Here is a 781-nt window from a genome sequence, read left to right as displayed (position 1 = left end):
TTACCCGAAAGAAAAAGCTACCCTTTGAAACGGTTATGCAACTCTTGATCTCCATGGGTGGGAACAGCATGTATAAGGAACTCTTAGAATCGCAAGGCTATGACGTAAACACCGCGACCACTTCTGCTTTTGTCCAGCAGAGAAATAAAATCCTGCCTTCAGCTCTGGAATTCTTGTTTCACAAATTTACGCAAACCTATACGGATATCAAGCACTACCGAGGGTATCGATTACTTGCTGTTGACGGTTCCGATTTGCATATCGCAACAGACTCTGCGGATACGGACACCTATTTTCAAAGTCAGCCGAACACGAAAGGCTATAACCTTCTGCATTTGAATGCAGCCTATGATTTGTGCAGCAGACTTTACGTGGATGCCATTGTTCAGCCACGAAGGTTGTGTAACGAGAGAAGAGCACTAGCAGATATGGTTGACCGTTCCTCCATTAAAGACAAAACCATTGTTACTGCCGATAGAGGTTATGAAAGTTACAACAATTTTGCGCATATTGAACGCAAAGGGTGGAACTATGTTATTCGGGTAAAGGATTTAGATTCTAATGGTATTCTTTCAGGCTTGCGTTTGCCCTCTGGTGGAACGTTTGATATGGACGTTTATCTGACACTCACCAAAAAACAAACCAAAGAGATCAAGGCTCATCCCGAAATTTACAAGTTCGTCCCTTCCACGTCTACTTTTGATTTTTTGGATTTGCATGAGAACTTGTTTTATCCCATTTTTTTTCGGGTTGTTCGTTTCGTCCTGCCGAGTGGCGCTTA

Annotated in this window: 1 protein-coding gene; it reads left to right on the top strand. The window is 42.8% G+C overall.

Going from position 1 to position 781, the window contains the following annotated elements:
- Positions 1-68: 68 nt before the first annotated feature.
- The coding region (locus EJP82_RS27810; RefSeq protein WP_170220328.1) for a transposase at positions 69-781 on the top strand (713 nt) is incomplete at its 3' end.

Origin of the sequence: Paenibacillus anaericanus (genome assembly GCF_003994475.1) — a bacterium.
GTDB lineage: Bacteria > Bacillota > Bacilli > Paenibacillales > Paenibacillaceae > Fontibacillus > Fontibacillus anaericanus.
The sequence above is the reverse complement of the archived record's forward strand: the minus strand, read 5'-3'. Positions and strand labels throughout refer to the sequence as shown.